Source organism: Mesorhizobium sp. ORS 3428, assembly GCF_001854785.1.
GTDB lineage: Bacteria > Pseudomonadota > Alphaproteobacteria > Rhizobiales > Rhizobiaceae > Mesorhizobium.
Genome location: NZ_MDFL01000112.1, coordinates 1 through 21,997, shown reverse-complemented (window position 1 = coordinate 21,997; position 21,997 = coordinate 1). Strand labels below are relative to the sequence as shown.

The 21,997-nt window shown below is 60.4% G+C and carries 20 protein-coding genes and 1 pseudogene; 17 read left to right on the top strand and 4 right to left on the bottom strand.

Annotation, left to right across the window (positions count from 1 at the left end; translation table 11 throughout):
* The first annotated feature begins 40 nt into the window (after positions 1–40).
* Positions 41–2,242 carry a catalase/peroxidase HPI gene (gene katG, locus ORS3428_RS11985; RefSeq protein ID WP_071097819.1) on the top strand — a complete coding sequence of 734 codons (2,202 nt, stop codon included), beginning with the start codon at positions 41–43 and terminating at the stop codon, positions 2,240–2,242.
* A 123-nt stretch (positions 2,243–2,365) separates the two neighbouring features.
* Here katG and ORS3428_RS11980 read toward each other — a convergent pair whose 3' ends face one another.
* Positions 2,366–3,043 carry an MIP family channel protein gene (locus ORS3428_RS11980; protein ID WP_071097817.1) on the bottom strand — a complete coding sequence of 226 codons (678 nt, stop codon included), beginning with the start codon at positions 3,041–3,043 and terminating at the stop codon, positions 2,366–2,368.
* Positions 3,044–3,384: 341 nt separating this feature from the next.
* Here ORS3428_RS11980 and ORS3428_RS11975 point away from each other — a divergent pair, with 341 nt between their 5' ends.
* From ORS3428_RS11975 to ORS3428_RS11960, 5 genes and pseudogenes are all read left to right on the top strand, one after another.
* Positions 3,385–4,674, top strand: coding sequence for an RsmB/NOP family class I SAM-dependent RNA methyltransferase (locus tag ORS3428_RS11975; protein ID WP_071097811.1), 1,290 nt, complete (start codon positions 3,385–3,387; stop codon positions 4,672–4,674).
* A 95-nt stretch (positions 4,675–4,769) separates the two neighbouring features.
* Positions 4,770–5,132, top strand: a pseudogene (locus ORS3428_RS34315) (PaaI family thioesterase); the annotation flags it as partial.
* Positions 5,133–5,231: 99 nt separating this feature from the next.
* Positions 5,232–5,870: a 5'-methylthioadenosine/S-adenosylhomocysteine nucleosidase gene (locus ORS3428_RS11970; protein WP_071097987.1), complete on the top strand. Its 639-nt coding sequence runs from the start codon at positions 5,232–5,234 to the stop codon at positions 5,868–5,870.
* A gap of 177 nt (positions 5,871–6,047) precedes the next feature.
* Positions 6,048–7,604: a glutamine-hydrolyzing GMP synthase gene (gene guaA / locus ORS3428_RS11965; protein ID WP_071097808.1), complete on the top strand. Its 1,557-nt coding sequence runs from the start codon at positions 6,048–6,050 to the stop codon at positions 7,602–7,604.
* Between the two features lie 315 nt (positions 7,605–7,919).
* On the top strand, positions 7,920–9,173 hold the full coding sequence (locus tag ORS3428_RS11960; RefSeq protein WP_071097806.1) for a tyrosine-type recombinase/integrase: 1,254 nt from the start codon (positions 7,920–7,922) through the stop codon (positions 9,171–9,173).
* On the opposite strand, the gene ORS3428_RS31470 is transcribed toward ORS3428_RS11960, so the two are convergent.
* Both ORS3428_RS31470 and ORS3428_RS11950 read right to left on the bottom strand, forming a co-directional pair.
* Positions 9,154–9,510 (bottom strand): AlpA family phage regulatory protein, encoded by a 357-nt coding sequence (locus ORS3428_RS31470; RefSeq protein ID WP_083355113.1) that lies wholly within the window; start codon positions 9,508–9,510, stop codon positions 9,154–9,156. The genes ORS3428_RS11960 and ORS3428_RS31470 overlap by 20 nt on opposite strands.
* A 902-nt stretch (positions 9,511–10,412) precedes the next feature.
* A complete protein-coding gene (locus tag ORS3428_RS11950; RefSeq protein WP_071097984.1) occupies positions 10,413–12,137 on the bottom strand; it encodes a DNA methyltransferase in 1,725 nt (574 codons plus the stop codon).
* A gap of 526 nt (positions 12,138–12,663) precedes the next feature.
* On the opposite strand from ORS3428_RS11950, the gene ORS3428_RS11940 reads away from it, so the two are divergent.
* The 5 genes from ORS3428_RS11940 (at position 12,664) to ORS3428_RS11920 (ending at position 15,317) form a co-directional block, all read left to right on the top strand.
* Complete coding sequence (locus tag ORS3428_RS11940; protein ID WP_338011930.1) at positions 12,664–12,939, top strand: hypothetical protein; 276 nt, start codon at positions 12,664–12,666, stop codon at positions 12,937–12,939.
* Positions 12,936–13,181: a hypothetical protein gene (locus ORS3428_RS11935; protein ID WP_040990722.1), complete on the top strand. Its 246-nt coding sequence runs from the start codon at positions 12,936–12,938 to the stop codon at positions 13,179–13,181. Before ORS3428_RS11940 ends, ORS3428_RS11935 begins: the two co-directional genes overlap by 4 nt.
* Positions 13,182–13,222: 41 nt before the next feature.
* Positions 13,223–13,528, top strand: coding sequence for a hypothetical protein (locus ORS3428_RS11930; protein ID WP_040990724.1), 306 nt, complete (start codon positions 13,223–13,225; stop codon positions 13,526–13,528).
* 481 nt (positions 13,529–14,009) lie between these two features.
* The gene (locus ORS3428_RS11925) at positions 14,010–14,480 is read left to right on the top strand and encodes a hypothetical protein (RefSeq protein WP_071097800.1); all 471 of its coding nucleotides are present in this window, start codon (positions 14,010–14,012) and stop codon (positions 14,478–14,480) included.
* Positions 14,481–14,483: 3 nt separating this feature from the next.
* A complete protein-coding gene (locus ORS3428_RS11920) occupies positions 14,484–15,317 on the top strand; it encodes a thermonuclease family protein (protein ID WP_083355112.1) in 834 nt (277 codons plus the stop codon).
* Between the two features lie 135 nt (positions 15,318–15,452).
* On the opposite strand, the gene ORS3428_RS11915 is transcribed toward ORS3428_RS11920, so the two are convergent.
* Entirely contained in the window at positions 15,453–15,833 is a 381-nt protein-coding gene (locus tag ORS3428_RS11915; protein WP_071097798.1) for a hypothetical protein, read from the bottom strand.
* A 268-nt stretch (positions 15,834–16,101) separates the two neighbouring features.
* On the opposite strand from ORS3428_RS11915, the gene ORS3428_RS11910 reads away from it, so the two are divergent.
* The 6 genes from ORS3428_RS11910 to ORS3428_RS33010 all read left to right on the top strand — a co-directional run bounded on the left by ORS3428_RS11910 (position 16,102) and on the right by ORS3428_RS33010 (position 21,909).
* Positions 16,102–17,541 carry a hypothetical protein gene (locus ORS3428_RS11910; RefSeq protein WP_071097796.1) on the top strand — a complete coding sequence of 480 codons (1,440 nt, stop codon included), beginning with the start codon at positions 16,102–16,104 and terminating at the stop codon, positions 17,539–17,541.
* Entirely contained in the window at positions 17,534–18,352 is an 819-nt protein-coding gene (locus ORS3428_RS11905; RefSeq protein ID WP_040990732.1) for a hypothetical protein, read from the top strand. Before ORS3428_RS11910 ends, ORS3428_RS11905 begins: the two co-directional genes overlap by 8 nt.
* A gap of 458 nt (positions 18,353–18,810) precedes the next feature.
* The gene (locus tag ORS3428_RS33015; protein WP_131802887.1) at positions 18,811–19,659 is read left to right on the top strand and encodes a hypothetical protein; all 849 of its coding nucleotides are present in this window, start codon (positions 18,811–18,813) and stop codon (positions 19,657–19,659) included.
* Entirely contained in the window at positions 19,656–20,702 is a 1,047-nt protein-coding gene (locus tag ORS3428_RS11895) for a hypothetical protein (RefSeq protein WP_157895957.1), read from the top strand. The genes ORS3428_RS33015 and ORS3428_RS11895 overlap by 4 nt, the downstream gene beginning before the upstream one ends.
* Before the next feature lie 53 nt (positions 20,703–20,755).
* Positions 20,756–21,394, top strand: a complete 639-nt coding sequence (locus tag ORS3428_RS11890; protein ID WP_071097792.1) for a DUF4236 domain-containing protein — start codon at positions 20,756–20,758, stop codon at positions 21,392–21,394.
* A gap of 29 nt (positions 21,395–21,423) precedes the next feature.
* The gene (locus ORS3428_RS33010) at positions 21,424–21,909 is read left to right on the top strand and encodes a hypothetical protein (protein ID WP_131802886.1); all 486 of its coding nucleotides are present in this window, start codon (positions 21,424–21,426) and stop codon (positions 21,907–21,909) included.
* Positions 21,910–21,997: the final 88 nt, after the last annotated feature.

The following is a 21,997-nucleotide window of genomic DNA, read 5'->3' as shown; positions in this document are numbered from 1 at the left end:
CCCCGGAAAAATCAAACCTCGGCAAAAATCGGAGAGTAACATGGACGCGAAAACCGACGACAACAGCGCTGGCAAATGCCCCGTGCCGCATGGATCCGCCGGCAGGACCAATCGCGATTGGTGGCCGAACCAGCTCGACCTTGCCGTTCTTCACCAGCAGTCGAACCTTTCGGACCCGATGGACGAGGACTTCGACTACGCCAAGGAATTCCAGAGCCTCGATCTCGATGCGGTGGTCAAGGACCTGCATCATGTGATGACGGATTCGCAGGACTGGTGGCCGGCGGACTTCGGCCATTACGGGCCGCTCTTCATCCGCATGGCCTGGCACAGCGCCGGAACCTATCGCATCGGCGACGGCCGCGGCGGCGCCGGCGCCGGTCAGCAGCGTTTCGCGCCGCTGAACAGCTGGCCGGACAATGCCAATCTCGACAAGGCGCGCCGGCTTCTGTGGCCGGTGAAGCAGAAATACGGCCGCAGGATTTCCTGGGCCGACCTGATGATCCTGGCCGGCAACGTTGCGCTGGAATCGATGGGCTTCAAGACCTTTGGTTTCGCCGGCGGCCGTGCCGACGTCTGGGAGCCGGAGCAGGATGTGGACTGGGGCTCCGAAACCAAGTGGCTGGATGACGAGCGCTATTCCGGCGACCGCGAGCTGCAAGGCCATCTTGGCGCCGTGCAGATGGGCCTGATCTACGTCAACCCGGAAGGACCGAACGGCAATCCGGACCCAATTGCGGCCGCGCGCGACATCCGCGAGACCTTCCGCCGCATGGCGATGAACGACGAGGAAACCGTGGCGCTGATCGCCGGCGGCCACACCTTCGGCAAGACCCACGGCGCCGGCGATGCCTCGCTGGTGGGCGCGGAGCCGGAAGCCGCCGGCATCGAGGCGCAGGGCCTCGGCTGGTCGAGCAAATATGCCACCGGCATTGCCGGCGACGCCATCACTTCGGGCCTCGAGGTGACCTGGACCACCACGCCGACCAAGTGGAGCAACAATTTCTTCGACAACCTCTTCAACTACGAATGGGAGCTGACGAAGAGCCCGGCGGGCGCCAATCAGTGGACGCCGAAGGGTGGCGCTGGCGCGGGCACGGTGCCGGACCCTCACGACCCGTCCAAGCGCCGTGCGCCGTCGATGCTCACCACCGACCTCTCGCTGCGCTTCGATCCGGCCTATGAGAAGATCGCGCGCCGCTTCCACGAGAATCCGGGCGAGTTCGCCGACGCCTTCGCCCGCGCCTGGTTCAAGCTGACCCACCGCGACATGGGTCCGGTCGCGCGCTATCTCGGTCCGCTCGTGCCGAAGGAAGAGCTGATCTGGCAGGATCCGATCCCGGCGATCGACCACGAGCTGGTGAGCGAGCAGGATATCGCCGCGCTGAAGGCCAAGATCCTGGCCGCCGGTCTCTCGGTGTCCGAGCTGGTCTCGACCGCCTGGGCTTCGGCCTCGACCTTCCGCGGCTCGGACAAGCGCGGCGGCGCCAATGGCGGCCGCATCCGGCTCAGCCCGCAGAAGGACTGGGACGTCAACCAGCCGGCTCAGCTCTCGAAGGTGCTGGCGAAGCTGGAAGCCATCCAGAAGGAGTTCAACGCGGCGCAGAGCGGCGACAAGAAGGTCTCGCTGGCCGACCTCATCGTGCTCGGCGGCGCAGCCGCGGTGGAGAAGGCCGCGAAGGACGGCGGCCACGAGGTGAAGGTGCCGTTCACGCCGGGCCGCATGGACGCTTCGCAGGAGCAGACCGACGTCGAGTCCTTCGCCCCGCTCGAGCCGAGGGCCGACGGCTTCCGCAACTATGTCCGTGGCAAGTTGCCGATGTCAGTCGAAGCGATGCTGGTCGACAGGGCGCAACTCCTGACGCTGACGGCGCCGGAAATGACGGTGCTGGTCGGCGGCCTGCGTGTGCTCGGCGCGAATGCCGGCGGCTCCAAGCACGGCGTCTTCACCGACAAGCCGGGCACGCTGACCAACGACTTCTTCGTCAACCTGCTCAGCATGGACACGGTCTGGGATCCGGCCGCCGGCACCGATCAGGTCTATGAGGGCCGCGACCGCAAGACCAAGGCGGTCAAATGGACCGGCACCCGCGCCGACCTGATCTTCGGCTCGCACTCGCAGCTGCGCGCGCTGGCCGAAGTCTATGGTTCTGCCGACGCCAGGCAGAAGTTCGTCAAGGACTTCGTCAAGGCCTGGACGAAGGTGATGAACCTCGACCGCTTCGAGCTCGCCTCGAAGTAAGGGATCGTTCCGCCAAGTAAAAAGGCGCGGGCATGACCCGCGCCTTTTTTGTTGAGCCGAAGCAATTCGAGGGAAAGTGTACAGCGGGTTTTCCGTCCGGAATTGCTTCAAGAAAGCCAAAGCTCAGTCTTTTTCGAAGACGCCTGCCTTGGCGACGACRCCGGCAATCGCTCCGCCGATCAGCGGCGCGACGATGAACAGCCAGAGCTGGCTGAGCGCCGCACCACCTGAAAACAGCGCCGGGCCGATCGAGCGGGCCGGGTTGAGCGACGTGCCGGTGACCGGGATGATGGCGAAGTGCAGGCCAGCCAGCGTCAGGCCGATGACCAGCCCCGCAAAGGCCGTCATGTGCTTGGCGTTGGTGACGCCGAGGATGACCGTGACGAAGGTGAAGGTGCCGATCAGCTCCCACAGGAAGGCCGAGCTCATGCCCCACTTCGCGACGTCCCAGCCGTTGGCGCCGAAGCCGCCGGTATGGCCGCCCGCCTGGCCGGCGACGATGATCCACAGCGCCAGAGAAGCGATGATGGCGCCGATGATCTGCGCGATCCAGTAAGGGATGACATCCTTGGGCGGCATCCGTCCGGCAAGGAACACGCCGAGCGTCACCGCCGGGTTGAGATGCGCGCCCGAGATCGGGCCGATTGCATAGGCCGCCGCGATCAGGCCGATGCCGAACGCCAGGCCGATGCCTTCCTGGCCAAGCGRCAGCGCGCCGCCGAAGCCGCCCGTCACAACAGAGGCCGTGCCGATGAACACCAACAAAAACGTGCCTAGAACTTCTGCCAGATAAGTCTTCATTGCCCTCTCCTCGTAGGGATCCGTCAAATCGCGTTTCCCGCGCTGCGAATCACATGCAAAAGAGTATTCCTGGTTGGAAATCTTGGAAAGCGCGGTGGTTCAGCCAGATTGATTGCTTGCAGGCGCCAGTTGATTGCATTAGAGGCCGTTCATGTACTGATGGAATTGTTCATGGCCTTCTTGCTGACCGAGGGCTTTTCCTGTTGGCGATCCGGCTTTTGGATTCGGCGGTCGCGCTCCTCGGCATGGACGGAGTGGTCGTCTAAAACGGAACTGTTTCAATCCTGGCCCGAAACGCTTTAAGAGCGGGCCGGAAACAATTGCAGGGTAGCGAAGACAAGATGCGACTGGGCGGACGGCTGGCGGCGRCCATCGAAGTGCTGGAAGACATCGGCCGGCGACACCGGCYGGTGGCCGATGCCTTGCGCGATTGGGGCCTGTCGCATCGCTTTGCCGGCGGCGGCGACCGGGCGGCGATCGGCAACATCGTCTATGATGCACTGCGCCGCAGGCGCTCGGCCGGCTGGCTTTTCGGCGAGGACACGCCGCGCGCCATCGGCTTCGGCGCGCTTCTGCTCGAATGGGGCCAGACGGCGCAGTCGCTGAACCAGGCGCTCGACGGCGACAAGTTCGCGCCGCCGTTGCTCAGTGCCGCCGAATTGAGGGCGGCGGCCGACCGCAGGCTTGCCGATGCGCCCGACGCGGTGCGGGCCGACGTGCCCGACTGGTGCGCGCCGCTCCTCGAAAAGGCCTATGGCGATGACTGGGTTGGGGAAGGCGCGGCGCTCGCAATGCGTCCTCCGCTCGACCTCAGGGTCAACGCGCTGCAGGCCGACCGCGACAAGGTGCTGGCGGAACTCCAAGGCACCGGCGCCGCGCCCGCCGCGATCGCGCCGCACGGCATCCGCATCCCGCCGATCGACGGCGACGGCAGGCATCCGAACGTGCAGGCCGAGCCCGCCTTCCAGAAAGGCTGGTTCGAGGTGCAGGACGAGGGCTCGCAGCTTGCCGCAGCGCTTGCGGGTGCTGAGCCCGGCATGCAGGTGCTCGACTATTGCGCCGGGGCCGGCGGCAAGACGCTGGCGCTCTCGGCCGAGATGGACAACCGCGGCCAGGTATTCGCCCATGATGCGGAGAAGGTGCGGCTGGCACCGATCTTCGAGCGCATCCGCCGCGCGCACAGCCGCAATGTACAGGTCGTCAGCAAGCCCGCGGAACTCGCGCCGCTCACCGCGCACATGGACGTCGTGCTGATCGACGCGCCATGCACCGGCAGCGGCACGTGGCGGCGGCGGCCGGACGCCAAATGGCGGCTGACCGAGAGGCAGCTCGATGCCCGCATGGGCGAGCAACAGGCCATCCTCGACACCGCGCAGGCCTTCGTGAAGCCCGGCGGGCTGCTCGTCTACATCACCTGCTCGGTGTTCGATGCCGAAAACGGCGACCAGGTCGCGGCGTTCCGGGAGCGCCACGGCGACTTTGCGCCGGTCGACCATCGCCGGCTTTGGAACAGCCATTTCCCCGGCCGCGAGGGAGCTRCGCGCATCGCCGATGCCGGCGGCATCTCGCTGTCRCCGGCGCTCAGCGGCACCGACGGCTTCTATTTCCATGCTTTGCGCAAGGCCACCTGAGGGCATCAGGCGTTTTGCTGCGCTGCACCATGAGAGATTGCCTGTCTTGCCTGCCTCTGCAATAAGCTTCGCCAGCAAATAGTGAGGCGAAAGCCATGGCAGCCAAGATCGTACCCGCTCCCGACTACGAGGATCGCGTCAGGACTTCCTTTGCCCGCCAGAAGGCAATGGCCACCATTGGCGCGGAACTGACGCTGGTCACGCCCGGCATCATCGAGATCGAGATGCCCTACGCGCCTTCGCTCACCCAGCAGCATGGCTTCCTGCATGCCGGCGTCATCTCGACCGCACTGGACTCGGCCTGCGGTTATGCCGCATTCTCGTTGATGCCGCAGAATTCCAGCGTGCTGACCATCGAATTCAAGGTCAACCTTCTGGCGCCGGGCAGGGGCGAGCGCTTCCTCTTCCGCGGCTCGGTGACGAAGCCCGGCCGCACCATCATCGTTGCCGACGGCCAGGCTTACGCCTTTGCCGCCGACGGCGAGGCGAAGCTGATCGCCACCATGACCGGCACGATGATGACGGTGGTCGGCCGYGACGRCATCGAGGGGTGWTCCATGGCTACCGCTGCGCGGATCGGGGAAAAGTCCGTTCTCTTCGTCATGGCGGCCGAGGCCGAATACGGCCCGCATCTCAAAGCGCTGTTCACGCCGCTGATGACCGGCGTCGGTCCGGTCGAGGCCGGCGTGCGGCTGAGTGCCGAGCTTGCGACGCTGAAGGCCCACGATGCGCTGCCGGATCTCGTCGTCTCGCTTGGGTCCGCCGGCAGCCGCACGCTCGAGCAGGCCGAAATCTACCAGGCTGTGTCGGTCAGCTACCGTGACATGGATGCCTCTCCCCTCGGCTTCGAGAAAGGCGCCACGCCGTTTCTCGACCTGCCGGTGACGGTGCCACTGCCGTTCGTGATCCCCGGCATCAGGAGCGCGACGCTGTCGACCGGCGGCGCGATCGTCACCGGCGCCGCCTATAGTGCGATCGCCGCCGACATGGTCGACATGGAGACCTTCGCCTGCCTGCGCGCCTGCCAGCTGTTCGGGGTGCCGCTGATCGGCTTGCGCGGCATTTCCGACGGGGCGGCCGATCTCAGGCATGTCGACGACTGGACCGAGTACCTCCACGTCATCGACGAGAAGCTGGCAGAGGCGATAGGTCTGCTCGAGCAGGCGATTGTGTCCGGCGCGATCCGCCTTACTTAATGCATGTCGCCCGAAAGTGCGGAGCGGTTTTGGGAGAACGACATGCATCAAGATGAAAACTCAGAGCCCGTCGCCTGAATCCGTTTCGACGCGACGCGCTTTAAGCGCTTTGGCAAGGACCGAAAGCCGCAGCGCGCAACCATTGCGCCGAATCGGTTCTTTCTTTAAAGGCCCTCCATGACGACACATCCCGACACCGYTCTCATCATCGACTTCGGCAGCCAGGTCACGCAGCTGATTGCGCGGCGCGTGCGCGAGGCCGGGGTCTATTGCGAAATCGTTCCGTTCCAGTCCGCCGCCGAAGGTTTTCGCCGCATCCGGCCGAAGGCGGTCATCCTGTCAGRCAGCCCGCACTCGACCGTCGACATCGGTTCGCCACGGGCCCCCGACGAAGTCTTTTCATCCGGCATCCCGGTGCTCGGCATCTGCTATGGCGAGCAGACCATGTGCGCCCAGCTCGGCGGCAAGGTCGAGGCCGGCCACCACCGTGAGTTCGGCCGGGCCTTCCTGGAGATCGAGGACGACTGCGAGCTGTTCGACGGCATCTGGGCCAAGGGCACGCGCCATCAGGTCTGGATGAGCCACGGCGACCGCGTCACCGCCATTCCGGCAGGATTCAAGATAGTCGGCACCTCCACCGGCGCGCCCTTTGCCGCGATTGCCGACGAGGCGCGCAAATTCTACGCGGTGCAGTTCCATCCTGAGGTCGTCCACACCCCGGATGGCGCGAAGCTGCTCAGCAACTTCGTCCACCGGATCGCCGGGCTGAGCGGGGGCTGGACCATGGCCGCCTATCGCGAACAGGCGGTCGAGGCGATCCGCAAGCAGGTGGGCAAGGGTAAGGTAATCTGCGCGCTGTCTGGCGGCGTCGACTCCTCGGTCGCGGCGCTGCTCATCCACGAAGCGGTCGGCGACCAGCTCACCTGCATCCTGGTCGACCATGGCCTGATGCGCAAGGACGAGGCGCAGAACGTGGTGGAGATGTTCCGCCAGCACTACAATCTGCCGCTGATCCTGGTCGATGCCTCCGACCGCTTCATCTCGGCGCTGGAGGGCGAGACCGATCCGGAAAGGAAGCGCAAGACCATCGGACGCCTGTTCATCGAGGTCTTCGAGGAAGAGGCGAAGAAACTCGGCGGCGCCGATTTCCTGGCGCAGGGCACGCTCTATCCCGACGTCATCGAAAGCGTCTCCTTCTCCGGCGGTCCGTCGGTGACGATCAAGTCGCACCATAATGTCGGCGRCCTGCCCGAGCGCATGAACATGAAGCTCGTCGAGCCGCTGCGCGAATTGTTCAAGGACGAGGTGAGGGTGCTGGGCAAGGAACTCGGCCTGCCTGAAAGCTTCATTGGCCGGCATCCGTTCCCCGGCCCCGGCCTTGCCATACGCTGCCCGGGCGGCATCACCCGCGAGAAGCTGGAGATCCTGCGCGAGGCCGATGCCATCTATCTCGACGAGATCCGCAAGGCCGGCCTCTACGACGCCATCTGGCAGGCTTTCGCCGTCCTCTTGCCGGTGCAGACMGTCGGCGTGATGGGCGACGGCCGTACCTATGAATTCGTCTGCGCACTGCGCGCCGTGACCTCCGTCGACGGCATGACGGCCGATTTCTACCACTACGACATGGCCTTCCTAGGTGCGGCCGCCACCCGCATCATCAACGAGGTGAAAGGCATCAACCGCGTCGTCTACGACGTGACCTCGAAGCCGCCCGGCACGATCGAGTGGGAATGAGGCAGCTTCGCTCGCTGACTTTTGGTAATTGTCAAAACTGAATCCGTAAATGTCTGAAGAAAAATGTTTTTCCTTTCTCAGGCTATCGCTAACTATCGCCCCTAAGCGATGGCATTTGACGGTAAATCTGACGGTAAAGGTTTCCCCGCCCCCTGTCTTGCCGCCCAATACCGACATGACGCCGGTCTATAGATCACCCTGCTTTTCCCATTAACCATTTGAAATGCAATCGTTATCCTTAAAGGTTGACGGTAAAATCATTGACGGTAAAATCGATTTCTGACTCGTCCTTTTTTTCCCGATGGTTATGGAGCCATGTTAACCGACATTGCGCTTAAGAAGTTGAAACCAAAGGAGAAAATGTACAAGGTTTCCGATCGTGACGGTATGTACGCGACGGTTTCTCCAACGGGGCAGATTGCATTTCGGTATGACTACCGGATGAACGGCCGGCGGGAGACTCTGACGCTGGGCCGCTACGGTGAGGGAGGTATCACGCTGGCGGAGGCGCGCGACCGCTGCATCGCAGCGCGGAAGATGGYGGCAGCCGGAAAGTCTCCCGCGCAGGAAAAGCAGCGCGAAAAGCATCGGCTGTCAGCCGCGGCGACCTTCGGCGATGCAAGTAGACGCTGGTTCAAGGACGCAAAGATGGCGGAGAGCACCCGTTCGATGCGGAAGGCGATTTTCGATCGAGACATTTCGCCGATTTGGCAGAAAAGGCTCCTAACCGAGATCTCACCTGACGACTTGCGGGCACTTTGCGTGAGAGTGAAGGACCGCGGCGCGCCTGCAACAGCCATTCATATCAGGGATATTGTTAAGCAGATCTATGCTCACGCCATTCTKCATGGCAAAAAGATTAGCAATCCTGCGGACGAAGTGGGGCCGGCGTCGATAGCCACTTTCGAGGCGAAAGATCGAGCACTGTCGCCCGCAGAGATCCGGATCATGCTGAAAGAGTTGGAGAATGTGCCGACGTTGCCGACCATTCGGCTTGGCCTAAAGCTTATCTTGCTCACGATGGTCCGCAAGGGTGAACTGCTCGACGCAACGTGGGCTGAGGTCGATTTCGAGAACGCCGTCTGGAATATCCCAAAGGAACGCATGAAGCGGAAGAAGCCGCATAATGTGTACCTTTCACGGCAATCGCTCGAYATCATGATAGCGCTTAAGACTTGCGCGGCTAATTCGCGGTATGTGCTGCCGTCTCGCTACGATGCCGATGAAACCATATCACGCGCGACCTTCAATCGCGTAACTGCAGCGATTGTCGAGCGCGCAAGGAAGCAAGATCTTCCACTTGCGCCTTTCACGGTGCACGATCTCCGGCGCACCGGGTCTACACTTTTGAACGAAATCGGGTTCAATCGCGACTGGATTGAAAAATGTCTTGCCCACGAAGACGGCCGCTCATCGCGCGGTGTCTACAACAGGGCTGAATATGAGTTGCAGCGTCGTCATATGCTGCAGGAGTGGGCTGWCATGGTCGACTCCTGGACAGCAGGCAAGAAGCATACGCCTGCACTTCAGCCGCCTACAGGAGGAGTGATTACTCTCGATCCGATTTGACGGGTCGAGTCTTTCGTAGCCTCACGTTGGGAGCTGGCCCGCGCTCGATTCTTCCAGCAGATGATGCAGTCCGCCGCTCCTCGATCCAAGCTTCGACCTCTRCCAAGTCCCAGACAACACAGCGGGGTGTGAGATTGAAGCGTCTTGGGAATTCGCCACGCTGCTCCATCTCATAGATCGTAGTGTCCGACAGCGGGACGATTGCTCGCAGCTGCGAACGGCGAATAGTTCGCAGCACTCGACGTGACCCAATATGGGGAAGCGGAAGTGGGGCCGACCGCCCAATTTCAGCACTCACGAATCGTTCCAGCCCTGAACACTGCTGCTGTTTGGCCATTTCGTACCCGACAGGTTGCCTTCTCGCTCAARCCGTCGCGCAACTTTTGGAAGTATTCTACCGCCTTCAATTGCGATGACATATCCCCACTCGCGAATGAGAAGACTCATTTGATGCGTGAGCTGACTGGCGGCAACGGCACGCCAGTAGGCGATTTTGAACAGTTTCAAGCAGTGAACATCATATAGGTGGAAACTGCRCATCACATACCCTGCCCCTGACACCGTCAAGCGCGGATTCTTGTATTGGTCTCACTATAGGTTCAAATTGGCTCGGTCATAACATTACGTGTACCGCGTCGAGATCGGCAGTGCGACGGAGTTCAACCGGTCGCTGAACGCCGACCTGGGCGGCGCTGCCTCGCCCACCGGCTTGGTGATACCTCGTGCGGTCTTTGAGCACGTCGGTCAACGGGGCGGGCGATGYGGTCAAGCGCGCTRYCCTGCGCAGCAACCTCCGCGCGCTGGCCGACATGTTCATCCATCCGCAGTCGGTCGAGCTCATTCGCAACGCGAACAACCGCGGCGCCAGGATCGGCATCGCTGATGCATTGGGACGCTCGGCGGCCGAAGCAGGCAGTACGCTCTATTGCCGATAAGATGGAACCCGCCAGGAAGTCCACGGCGCATACTGCGGCGCAGGGGCCATGCGCGCCGGCGGCGCGATCACTTCGGACGCGACGGCTCGCACGGCGTTGGAGAGCGGCGGGACTCTTTACGAGCGTGCCGGGCAACGTTAATGCGCTCGTTCTCGATGATCCATCGATTCTCGCTACGTGGGCCGAAACGCATTTCGCTCCGCATGTCGGCCCTAGCTTGTAAAATGTGGCCTACGATGGACACGACAATTAGCGTGGCGACGATCGTCCAGAACATGAGCGTGTAGATGCGATGCTAAACAACCTAGCGATCGGAGGATACTAAACTCTGCTTTTTGTCGCGTCCGAACTTCATGAAGCGAGGATCGATAAATTCTCCCCGTATTTGAACTTGGGCGTCACCCGTGTGCGGCAGAAGCAATTCGAGTTGATCGCGCGAGGTTTTTCGGCGAACTGGGGTATGTCGCTCCGGTTGGGGAATAGGKGGCATCCTGGGRGGTCRTCCATCCAGGATGTCTTCGATCGTGATGACTTGGAGGCGGGGCAGTCGTCCGTGAGCTGACCTCGGTACGAAACCCGCTCGGGCGGCCTCCGTCAACATCGGCCCTGTTGGAGTCGCTAAGCAAACCAGGATACCCATTTCGGCTTCTTCGCRCTCAACAACGCCCCGAAGATCCCKAACCATCTGCACGCCGATATGTTCGCCACCTTTCACCGAAATGATGATTTGGCCATCGCCGTATGGCCCGTTTTTGTAGGCTACTCGACCGTCGATGCCCTGGTCTGCCCCCTTCTTCTCGTCGCGTTGATAGCTCTGTGCTCCAAGAAGCCAAGCAGCCCACCATTGGAATTGATGCTTGTCGCGATGCGCCAATTCCCTGGCGCCATCCAGAGTGGTTGGCCTYCCATAAACCTCGTACACGGCGCCCGCTCGCCAACGCGCTAAGCGCTCCTCGATCAGCGTGACGGCATAGTGCGCGACGTCGATTCCAATCCATTGCCGATGAAKCYTTTCGGCTGCATCAACCGCGGTTCCGCAGCCRCAGAACGGATCCAACACGACATCTCCTTCGCGCGATGACGCAACGAGCACTCGCTCGAGCAGCGCTAAGGGCTTTTGCGTAGGATAGCCTAGCCGTTCCTTTGCCGTTTGGTTCAACCGATCGATATCGGTCCAAACATCGCCGACGACGACTTGTCGTTGCGAGGCATCGAACGGCTTTTCGGCGCGACGTCGCGGCCAGCCGCCATTCTTCGGCCAGTGTATCAAGCCCGCTAAGTCCCACGCCTCCATTTGGATGGAACTGTATCCCCAATGACGCCCCATCTTCGTCGGGTTGAACCCGCGCCAGGGTTGCCCGCTCTCGCCCTGCTTGGTGATCCCGGCGCCGGTCAACTCATAGGTCTGATATTTCATGCCATCCGAACCGGTTATCAGGGTATGAGGAAGTTTGGCGGCCTCACCAAGAATCCGCTGCGCGCTAAAAGTCGCCGACTCCGGGCTGGAATACATCAACAGCGTGTCGTGCAGGCGAGGCCACTGGCCAACCGTGCTGCGCGAGTTTGTTCGCTTCCAGATAATCTCGTTGCGGAACCAGTCGTGGCCGAACGTCGCGTCCAGCAGGATCTTGAGATAGTGCGAAGCGGTGGGGTCGCAGTGGAGGTAGATCGAGCCGGTGGGCTTCAAGACGCGTTGGAGTTCAACGAAGCGCACAGCCATCATGGCGAGATACGCCATCATTGCGTTTTGATCTCCCAGCCACCGACGGATGCCGGAGAGCRCCAGCCCCAGTTTGCCGTGGTTGCGAACGTCGTCGTATGCGGTCTCAGCAGCATCGCCCCATTTCCAGGTGTCCTTGAATGCTTCAACCTGCGCGTCGGCTTCGCTGTTTGTCGAATTCGATTGGAAGAAAACGTTGTAGTTTGCGTCTGATTTGAAGGGAGGATCCAGATAGATCAGGTCGGCACTCTCGTCCCGAATCTTGTTACGCAATATGTCGAGATTGTCGCCATAGAAAAGCTTGTTCATCGATGTAGCCCCGTCCGCCATAGGCGGAGTATCGACGAGGATTATTAACGAATACTGCTATGGAGTTGACCGGTCAAACGCGCTATATTTTTTGCGCCGGAACAGCCGCAGTCTCGGGCAGCTGCATCACCGCCCCGGCCTCCGGGGCAAAGGTCAACCACTTTGCCTCTGTCGATCTCATCTTAAGAGCAGGCGCCACGGCGGCGCGATTGGGAAAGTGCAGTTGCAAGTGATGCAAGCTGCCGAATCCCGAGAGGCCCGTCATCCAATACAGCTACAAGGCTCGTCAGGATTGGGCCGAGAGCGGCGCCGCTCTGGACAATGACCTGGCAAACATCGCTGACAGCATTGGCGACACGATCGACGCGCTCGCCGACATACGTCGCGCCGATGGCGCGCTGCCCAACCAGAAGGTGACGGTCGAGAGTCTGGCGCCCAATGGAGCCGCCGCACTGTTTCTGCTACGAGCACAGGGCCGAACGCGAGCAATTCCTGTAGGAGCATGACCGGATGTCGTCATCAATTCGTGCATGAACTGGAAAGCACGGCCGACCACATCGCTGACGCTTCACGGGCGGATTTGCAGGTGCTGTTGCGGCGGGCCGCTTTGCTGCTTCGAAATGTCGGCGGGATCAGCCTCGATCCGCGCACCGACGACGCGCTGACCAGCTTGGCGRCTGAGATTGGCACGGCTAGGCCAGATCTGGTGGAAACGATCGTCGGCGAATGGCTCGTCGCCAACTCGTATCTGCCGGTGCCTCATGCGGTTGACGAAGAGAGCACGGTGGACGGCAACGGATGATCAGCAGATCAAGGCGCGAAGGCGATAACGCCGATCGGGAGATCGACTGTCAGGAAGCTATGGAGCCAGGCTTTCAGGCGATCGTGGATTGCATGATCGAGGCCGGCTGGCAGCGCGGCGAGGTGATGCGCGCAGTGCGGCGCCTGATCGCCGCCGACAACATGACCCAGAAGGAAAACGCCAGGGTCGAAGCTCAACTGGCGATAGCGAGGGCGATGCTTCGCGCTGGCAAGGCATATTAGCAACCCCTTGACGAGGCCGGTGGCCGCGCCAGAGTCATGGCATGGCCAGGGGCATCAACATTGGCGACGAGGTCGCGATCACCGCGACCGTGCGCCGGCGAGTGACAGACGACAGGATCAGCGTCTCGATCCCCGCCTACGGGTTTCCGCATTCGATCGTCGACCGAACGTCGAAGGTGAAGAAGGGCCGGCCGATAGAACTGGTAGGCGACGTCGCCCATATCGATGGCGAGTGGGTGACGGTGAATCTTGGCGTGCAGGTGACAGTGAACGTGGACACGCTCAAGCTGGTGACAGCTTATAAGCCGCCGACGAGAAAGACGCCGCTCGTCGACAAGGCGACATGACGTCAGATCACTGTCACCCTATGATCGGGATAACTCGCAACGTGAGCATCCGCGTCAGTCTGAGCCTGTTCTCGCGTTGGTCGGGGTGTTCCCTTCCAGCCTCCCTCAAACGGGCAATCTTGGCACCACGCAACGTAGATAGCTCCTGCTGCAGCGTCAGTGCTATCTAAAACAGGTCCGCCGCCCTTCCAAGCATGCGCCATGCTGTGTTGGCTGAAGGGCTCCGAGTCCTTCCCATAGGCGTCCTTCATCTCTTCATTTTCGGGCGTACCACCAGACATGTCGTCGTCTCCAAAGCTGAGCGTCGGGCAATTCCGACCGCCAGAGCATAGCCCAGAACTGGGATACGCATGTGAAATGCACCACACCAGCACTGCGCCCAGCCCCACCGGAAGCGGTGGAACGCGGGTCATCTCAAAACAAAGTTGTAGACACGCCCCCTGAATTGCCCGCAATATTGGCCGGGGTGGGGGATCAATCAATGAAGGCGAAGGCATTTCTTGCGGGCACGGCCGTGTTCATCGGCGGGTGCTCAACAAACACAAATGTTTCCGACAGCCAGCTTACGGCTCAAAACACCATAACGCTTTGCCGCTCGCTCGCCACCAGCACCGATGAGCAATATYGAAATCGAGTGGCAACGCTTCTAGTTCGGCGCGGTGCAACGGCCGAGAAGTGCACGAGGCTGATACAGACGGACAATGCTGTCGCGACTGGAATCGCTCTGGYGGCAGTAGGTGGCGCAGCGGCCGCGGCGGCTGCCAATAATGGCGGTGGCGGCTACTATGTTCCGCGACCGCAGGCTTACGGCGTCGCCTGGGACCAGTTCTACGGCCCCAACTACAGCGTGATTTGGCGGTGCCGAGATATGGCGACCGGCCGGTTTGTCTACGACTACTATTGCGCTGGCATGCCCATGATCGACACCACGTGGCCGGGTTGGTCGGCTTAGGCGATGGACAAATTACGGCACGACAATCGATCTAATCAAAGGCGCAAGCGTACCGGCGCCAAGCGCTCACGCGCGTTGCGATGGGCGAGCGTGCCGCGACGGCTGATCTTCGCTACCGTCGTCGCGGCCGGCGTTCTTGCCGCGCTGACTACCATGCAGCACGCGGACCTCCTGCACGAGATCAATTTGCAAAACTTCGCCGGCGCCAAGCCGGACCAGATAACCGGCGTCGCCTTTGTCATCGACGGCGACACGATCGAAGTTCACGGGCAGCGGATCCGCTTCAACGGCATTGATGCGCCGGAGAGCAAGCAATACTGCGAAGACGCCGAGGGCTTCGAATATCCCTGCGGCCGGCGATCGGCCGAAGCGCTGGATAGCTTCCTGGCCGCCTCGAGGCCGGTGCAATGCACGTTCGTGACCTGGGATCGCTATCACCGCTTCGTTGGCGATTGCCGCCGCGCCGACGGCGCCAGCGCGGCGGCATGGATGGTCGAGCACGGCCAGGCGCTCGATTCGCCGCGCTACAGCAACGGCGCCTATGCGGCGGAGCAGGCGAAAGCAAAAGCGGCGAAGCTAGGCCTATGGGTCGGCAAATTCGACGCGCCTTGGGACTGGCGCGCATCGCATGCCGACAGCGCGGCGCCGGCGAGCCAGCCGCTCGGCATCGTCARCCGCAAGCTTGTCGCRCAGWGCGGCGGCCTTTCCTGCGAACCGAGACGGACATGCAAACAGATCAGTTCCTGCGACGAGGCCCAATGGTATCTGCAGAACTGCTCATGGGGCGGCAAGCTGGACCGGGACAGCGACGGCGTGGCATGCGAGACGCTGTGCTAGGTCCACGTCTTTCGTTAGATGGCAGAGTTTAGCTTGGTGTTCAGCTTTTCCGGGCGTCCGTCAGGTCACCCGCTGCCGTCCAAAAATTCTTCATCGACATGAGATCAACCGCATTGTTTACAGCATCGGTCATAGTCAAAATTTTCTGAAGGCTTCCACGTCCTTCTTTGCATCGGCGGGGATAAGTGGTTCGGTCGCACGAATGCTGGAGAACTGGTCGTTGAGATTCTTGATCAGCTTGCTACGGGTGGGCGTGCTCACTGTTCTGTCGGCAAACATCTCCGTGGAAAACGCAGCCGCATAAACTTGAAATTCGCGGGTCGAATCCAAYAGTGCCTGAATCTGCGCACTACGCTCAGCGTTGTGACCTGAATGCTCACCAGCCTGGTAGCTGATCCACCCGCTCCCCAAAATCGTCAGCACCGCACTGCCGGCCGAGACCCATCTCGGACTRTCGGTTTCAGACCACCACCCCAGCGAAACAATCGGAATATGCTTCTTCACTCTTGTCGTCATGTCAGCGCACCYTGTCCTGTTTGGGCGCCACGCCAGARGATTTGGCGTCGATTCCGGAGCCAATCTGCGTCCGCTTTCGCGCCTGAGCCTCGATCGTAACAATTAAATGGCCGACGGGAGCCGGCGTGACTGATCGGACATTGCCAAATCCTGATCCGAGTTAGGCTTCAGGACACTTCCAAGTGGACAGTTGTGAATGTTCAGTTGCCCTTTGGCTCTACTGTGCATAGAAGCACTATGCTGGGTCTATAGGGTTGGGTAGCAGGGCGTGGGTTCCAAATTCGAAAAGCTAACTAAGCTGCGCGAGTCTCTGCGCGAGACTAATCATGATTTCCGCGCCAGCACTCAGCTGTTTAGCAGCTTKGACGTCGCTAAGATTGATCGCGATATGGATCTCGCTGGCCGCGGGAGGGAACGTGGGGAGGCGAACCAGCCCCCCAAAAGCGCCAAGAACCTCGACGATGTCGAACACGCCATCATCGAACGCGTCGAGGACGAGAAGAAGGCCTCGTATCACACGCTTGAGGACAGCTTGCAGCTTCTCGGAGGGCGTCTCGCTGGTCTGGATTTCGAAGAACAATTCGKCCTAATCCGCCAGGCGAACGCAGCGAGCGTATCGGATTTCAAGGCTTCGGTTGCCGTCGGTTTAGACGAACTCCACGGCTTGAGAAGGGCTCTTAATGATGCGGAGAAAGAGCACGTCTGGTTCAAGGAAAARCACGGCTTGATCCGGGCTGCACGCGTTCAGCATGGCGCGGCACACATTTTTCGGCTGTCGCTTCTCCTGTTCCTGTTTCTCATCGAGACCGCGATGAACGGTAATTTCCTCGCCAAGGGAAACGAGCAGGGCTTTTTTGGCGGCATCCTCGAGGCAGCGGCGTTCTCGTTCATCAACATTGGCGCAGCGCTGCTTCTCGCCGTCTTTTGCGCTCGGCTGGTCACCCACCGGTCGCTTTTCGTGAAGCTAGTTGGGGCCATATCGATCCTTTTCTACGTGGCCCTAGCCGTAACCATAAATCTGGCACTGGCGCATTATCGCGAGGTGAGTGGATCACTCGCCGACGGCGCCGGCACGGAAGTCATCCACAACATGCTAGCAAATCCGGCGGGCCCCATGGACGTGAAGTCGTGGCTGCTGTTCGCAATCGGACTCATGTTCTCGATATTTGCGTTTATTGACGGCTGGTTCGTGTTCGACCCTTATCCAGGTTACGCCGGCGTGGAAAATCGCCTGGTCGCTAAGCGTGAGGACTACATCGATCGCAAGAAGGAACTGATTGAAGAACTGCGAGACGTTCGTGACGACCACAGCGAGAAGGTCGAGGAAATCGTCAAGGAGCTGGGAAGCCGCCGCAGGGAGCATCGCGCTATCATCGATCACCGCTCGCGGCTCCTGGCGCTTTTTGCACAGCACCAGGATCAATTAGAGCGAGCCTGCAACCAACTGCTTTCGAAGTACAGGGAAGCCAACATCCAGGCCAGAACGGAACCAGCGCCCAAACATTTCGGCGCGCCTTACAAGCTCGATCGAATAAAGCCTTATGTTTCGGGCGACGGGGAATGGAGCGAGAGCGATATCGGTGCGTCGATCCGCGAAGCGCAGGACGAGCTCAATGGTCAGGTTCGCTTGATTGGCCAAGAATGCGAGCGGGGAATTGAGCAGTACCGGGATCTCGACAAGCTCCATCCGGACGGCGTGAATGTCTAAGCGGACTCGTAGGCGCAAGAAGCGTCAGGCGGGCACGATCGTAGCGGCCGCCGCTCTCGGGGTCCTGTCGGTCGCGATGTTGACCGGCTTTGCCTGGATGTGGTCGCGATCTGGGAAGGGACAGATCGACGCGAACACGAATTGCCCCTTGGACGGCCCGACAAGTCTGACGGCCGTGCTGATCGACGCTACGGATCCTATTTCGGGGGCGACGATGTCCGACCTGAAGAACGAGTTCCGTAAAGCGATCGCGCGAGTCGAGCCAGGCGGTTATGTGAGAATCTATATGCTGAATTCCGATCCTGGCGACCTAACCGTGATGTTCGATGCCTGTAATCCGGGCGATGGGTCGACGGTGGATAGTTGGACGAACAACCCAGCACGCCGTCAAAAGAAATGGGAAGACGCTTTTGGCGATCCTCTGAGCAAGCTTCCGGATGAAATTCCAAATGGTGACTCGGTAAGCCAGTCCCCGATCATGGCTGGTATCCAGAAAATCAAACTGTCGCTGTTCGATAGCAGCTTGGCGAAACAAGGTAGCGCAAAGCGGTTGGTTGTCGCATCGGATATGATTGAGCACACTGCTCTGTATTCGCAGTACAGATCGGGACTCGATTACCAGAAGTACCTAACCAGTGCTGCCGACCGAACCTATGGCACCTCGCTCGATGGGGTGAACGTCACAATTCTCTACATCGATAGGGCAAAGAAGCCCTTTCAGTCGCTCGACCACGCAGAGTTCTGGGCGGAGTGGGTTCAGAGCCATCATGGCGAGTTCGACAAGCTTGTTGGCTTGGAAGGGTTAAACTGATGGCTAGGAAAGACGACCGGGCCMTGTTGGGTCACCCAGGTTTTCCGCTGGTTGTCTTTGCGGTCCTAACYCTAGGCGGCTGCGCCTTTATCGCTGTCGYCAAGTTGTCCGGTGTGAATCCCATTGTAGCGGCGGRCATACCGGTTTGCCTGATGTTTTTMTATCTGGGTGTATCGATCTTCACGGGGAAGCTTCGGCTGCACGACGAGCAAACTGGTGACAACCTCTACTACATGGGCTTCCTTTTCACCCTAACGAGCCTCGGCGTCTCGCTATTTCAGTTCGGATCGGAGGGTTCKACTGAGACGATCGTGAGGARTTTCGGTATCGCCGTTAYCTCCWCGATCACCGGTATCGCGCTCAGGATTTTCTACAATCAGATGCGCCGCGACCCTGCCGACATCGAGCGGACAGCGAGACACGAGCTCGCAGACATGACTCGGCGAGTGAGAGCAGAGATGGAGAGCGTGACCAGAGAGTTCGCCGATTTCCGTCGCGTCAGCCATCAAATGCTTGAGGAGGGCTTTGGCGAGATTGCAGCCCAGGCAGAACGGAACGGTGAGCATATTAGATCCGCTCTGGACAAGATCGCTATGGAAGCGATCAAGCCGGTCCAGGAGGCGTCGGGCAAACTAAGCGACGCATTGAAAGATAATTTCGGTCAGGTCGAAAGTCAGTTCTCTTCGATTGCGCAGCGAGTCGAGGCYGCTGCCGATTTGCTCGATAAAGCTAATGGTTCGATGTCCTCGTCGGTAAGCAAGCTCGGTACGCAAGCTGACACCGTCGCCACGAAGCTGGAGAAGGTTGTTGTTCCTGACGAGGTGCTGAAGAACGATTTGGCGCCGATGGTGAAGCTGCTTGGCAGCGCTGTCGCCCAGTATGCCGTTAAGACCGAAACCGCCTCGCAGGAGCAGCAAGCTCGGATGACCGGCATTTCAGAGGTGGTATCAAAGGTCGCTAGTGGTGTGGAGCGAGCRGCCGCGGCTGCAGAGAAGACCGCTGAGAGCGTGCAAGCTCAGCAGCGATTGACCGAGGCGCTCGCAGCCGTGGTGCAAAAGCAAAGCAAGGACACGAGCGAACTCATCGCGACTCTTGCTGAAAAGAGCCTTCAGGTCTCGCGCCCGACACCCTCCGCCAACGGCCCCATCGCAATCGATCCGGCACCTTTTGGAACTCCGGGTGTCGGCGAGGGCGCAGCAATAAAGATATCCGAGAGCTCGCAAGGCGATTCCTTCCAAACTTTGAGTGGAACACCGCAGGCAGAGAAGGTTGAAGCGCCGAGAAGATCTAGTTGGTGGGGCAGGTGAGCGACGTCAGCGGAACGTCGGTCGCTTTCGAGCGCAAAGGCTATGGCCGCGGCCTGATCCTTGGCCTAACGATGGCTGAGACAATGCTACTTCTCGTTTTCTGCCTCCTCTTGGCAGCAGGTGCCATCATCGCCAAGAAGGAAAAGGAGGCGGCGGAGGCGCAGAGGATTGCGCAATCTGCCGAGGAGACCGCTCGCAAACTCGGCGAAGAAAACAAGCGCCTGCTTGCTCAACTAAATGCGTTTAAGCCCGCGACGGGACGCAATGTCTCCGATCAAGAATGGCGCGAACTCGTCCTGGCGAAAGAGGCCGTCGAAACACTTAAGAAGGCGGGGCTGACGGTCGAAGAGGTGGTGAAAAGGGCGCCGGTCACCAAAGTGCTTGCTGAGAACGACGTCGACGTCGACCAAGGCAAGGTCATGATCGAGCATATGAAAGTTCTGAAGCAGAATGGCTATGTCGGCGGAGGCAAGACTCCGAAGGACCTCTCCGATGTCCTGAAGAAGGCCAACGAATTCACAGTCGCAGCCAAACCTCACGATTGGCCACCGATCATTAGTCTCAGCGAACTTGACGGCTACAATTTCGAATCTGGTAGCGCCGAGCTTTCCGATGGCTTCAAGACCAAGCTACGCGACCTGTCGAAGACGATTGCGGGTATTGCAACCTCATACGGCGTCGACGTCATCGAAGTGATTGGCCACACGGACGAGCAGGCGATGTCGGGCGTGTCGTCGAACATGGACAAGGGCCTCCAACCGGTCCTAGCAGGCAAGGTTGAGGTAGGTGCGCTTCATCCTGCCGACAACGCTGGCCTCGGTTTGGCTCGAGCGATCTCCGTCACGAGCATCCTCCGAGAGATGCCTGACCTGGGAGGGTTCACCATCTTGCCGATGTCCGGCGGGCAGCTGATCCTTCCTGGCGATCGTCTGACCGATGGAGCACAGGCTGGCGACGTGAAGGCCAGAAGGCGAATTGAAATCAGGGTAAGGCAGCGCTCCCGTGAAAAGGACCTCGCGCCTTCACAGGGATCGAAGTCATGACTGAGGGACAATGCCGTGACTTAGCGTTCACTGCATTGTGTCGGGGGGAAGGGATGGGGTTTTACGTTCGCAAATCGATCAGCGCGGGACCGTTCCGGTTCAATTTTTCATCGGGCGGCGTCGGTGTCTCTGTGGGCGTGAAGGGGCTTCGGATCGGAACGGGTCCACGGGGCCATTACATCCATGCAGGCTTTGGCGGTCTCTACTACCGAGGGACGCTCGGGAAGGCTGGTGCGAAAAACACCGCCCGGCAGCCAGCACCTCAAGGGCTGCAAATGACGCCGCAACCATCAGCCCCAGAATATATCGCCGATGGGGTCGTGATGAGGGAGATCGAGTCCGGCGACGTGATTGATATGCGCGATGAAACCTCGGCTGAGGTGCTGGACGAAATCAACGCCAAACAGTCGCAAMCGCGGCTCTCGGTGATCCTGGCTGTTCTGTTCGGCATCGTGGGTTTCTTTGTCGGAAAAGCAATCGGCGGGGTAGGGCCGGTGGTTGGGGTAGCCGCCTTCTTATCTGGCATGTTGATTGGGGGTTGGTTCGACGGCTATCGCCGGGTGGCGTGCTTTACTATGATCTGGAACAGGACGCCGAGGCTGCCTACGGCAGGCTGGTGGCTGCATTCGAGACGCTCACTGGTTGCGCGGGAAGGTGGCATGTTGCGGCAGGGGGCAAGATTGAGGATCTGACGACTTGGAAGCGGAACGCTGGCGCCAGCATGCTGGTCGACAAGAAGCCGACGACACTAGCAAGCACGTTACCCCAGGTTGTTCGCAGCAACGTTACTCCGCCGTCGATCCACGTCGGCCGGCAGGTTCTCTATTTCATGCCGGACCTTGTCCTGGTGAAAGATGRCAATCGGTACGGTGCCGTCGGCTATGCTGATCTTCGGACCCAATTTGCTCCCAGCAATTTCATTGAGACTGGCCGAGTTCCATCCGACGCCCAAGTCATTGGTTACACCTGGACACACCCCAACAAGAGCGGCGGACCCGACCGGCGGTTCAAAAACAATCGGCAGATTCCCATCTGTCGATATGAGGCGTTGCGACTGTCGAGCGGTAGCGGACTGAATGAACTCCTCGAGTTCTCGAAAACGAATATCAGTCAGCCGTTCTGTCAGGCAATCTCAGCGCTGGCCCAAGTGCACGGCTCGCACCGATCGACACCGCATGTGCAGCGCAGCCTAACGTCCAGATCGTGAACCTGCGCACGTAGGAAGGTCCACTGCAGCGAACTAGCGGAGGCCCTCGCAAGGTTTCCATCGCCGTCTCGGTCGAGTTTGCCGCCCC

What these genes read in the sequence shown, in the direction of transcription:
- katG (WP_071097819.1), top strand. Translation starts at nt 41, where the DNA reads ATGGACGCGAAAACCGACGACAACAGCGCTGGCAAATGCCCCGTGCCG.
- ORS3428_RS11930 (WP_040990724.1), top strand. Translation starts at nt 13,223, where the DNA reads ATGGCCAGGGGCATCAACATTGGCGACGAGGTCGCGATCACCGCGACC.
- ORS3428_RS11935 (WP_040990722.1), top strand. Translation starts at nt 12,936, where the DNA reads ATGATCAGCAGATCAAGGCGCGAAGGCGATAACGCCGATCGGGAGATC.
- ORS3428_RS11970 (WP_071097987.1), top strand. Translation starts at nt 5,232, where the DNA reads ATGGCTACCGCTGCGCGGATCGGGGAAAAGTCCGTTCTCTTCGTCATG.
- ORS3428_RS11905 (WP_040990732.1), top strand. Translation starts at nt 17,534, where the DNA reads ATGTCTAAGCGGACTCGTAGGCGCAAGAAGCGTCAGGCGGGCACGATC.